Source organism: Lentzea aerocolonigenes (assembly GCF_000955955.1).
In the GTDB taxonomy this organism is placed as follows: Bacteria; Actinomycetota; Actinomycetes; order Mycobacteriales; family Pseudonocardiaceae; genus Lentzea; species Lentzea aerocolonigenes_A.
In genome coordinates, this window is sequence record NZ_JYJG01000047.1 from 1 (window position 1) to 1,078 (window position 1,078).

Consider the following 1,078-nt stretch of genomic DNA (forward strand, 5'->3'; position numbering starts at 1 on the left):
TGCTCGACCTGGTCCGCCTCTACCGCGACTGGAAGCCGGGCAACGTCCTGCAGCAGTACCTCCCCGCACTGGAACGCGTCAACGGCACGCCATCCCACGACGGCCTCGACCCGAACTTCCAGCACGACTGGGAGACGGCAGCGGAAGACGGCACGTTCCAGAGCGCGCAGGAGCACGAACGCGACCGCGTCTACTTCAACCCGGCCGTGAGCCGCGCCAAGCAGGACGGCGTGCAGGCGCTGGGCCAGTTCATCTACTACGACGCGATCGTCATGCACGGCGACGGCTGGGGTGACCTGGACTTCTCGAGCATCCGGCAACGCGCGCTCAACTCCGGAGCCCGCCCACCTGCACAGGGCGGCGACGAGCGGCAGTGGCTGCACGCGTTCCTGGACGCACGGGTGTGGACGATGAAGCAGGAACCCGCGCACGAGGAGACCAGCCGGGTCGACACGGCCCAGCGCAGGTTCCTGAACGAGGGCAAGCTGAACCTCGAGACGCCCCTCCAGTGGCACGTCTACGGCCAGTACTTCGAGATCCGCTAGACCAGTTTCCGGCGGAAACGTTTGCAGGACAAGCGTTTCCGCCGGAATGCCCCAACATGCGGCAAAATGTCCGATTCGCGGAATAGTAAACCCTCTTGCCAATAAAGGTATGGACCCCTTACCTTCGTCTACACGCCGCCCGGGACCCCAACATCCCTGCCCCGGAGGGAAATCCGTGAAAATCACTGGTCGCATCGCGGCCGCACTGCTGACGTGCGCCGCACTCTTCACCACGACGGTAGGCACCGCCTCGGCGGCCAACCTCGACGAACCGCGCCTCAAGGACATCGCGATGCAGATCGTGTCCAGCGCGGAGAACTCCTCTTTGGACTGGAAGTCGCAGTTCAGCTACATCGAGGACATCAAGGACGGCCGCGGCTACACGGCCGGCATCATCGGGTTCTGCAGTGGCACCGGTGACATGCTCGACCTGGTCGAGCTGTACAAGACGCGCAAGCCGGGCAACGTGCTGGAGAAGTACCTCCCCGCGCTGCGCAAGGTGAACGGGACGTCCTCGCACTCGGGCCTGGACC

At 64.7% G+C, this 1,078-nt stretch carries 2 protein-coding genes; both read left to right on the top strand.

Annotated features, from left to right (window positions below; all coding sequences use genetic code 11):
* A partial coding sequence (locus tag UK23_RS08895; protein ID WP_045310931.1) for a chitosanase occupies positions 1 to 545 on the top strand: 545 nt, incomplete at its 5' end.
* Positions 546 to 720: 175 nt separating this feature from the next.
* A partial coding sequence (locus UK23_RS08900) for a chitosanase (RefSeq protein ID WP_045310932.1) occupies positions 721 to 1,078 on the top strand: 358 nt, incomplete at its 3' end.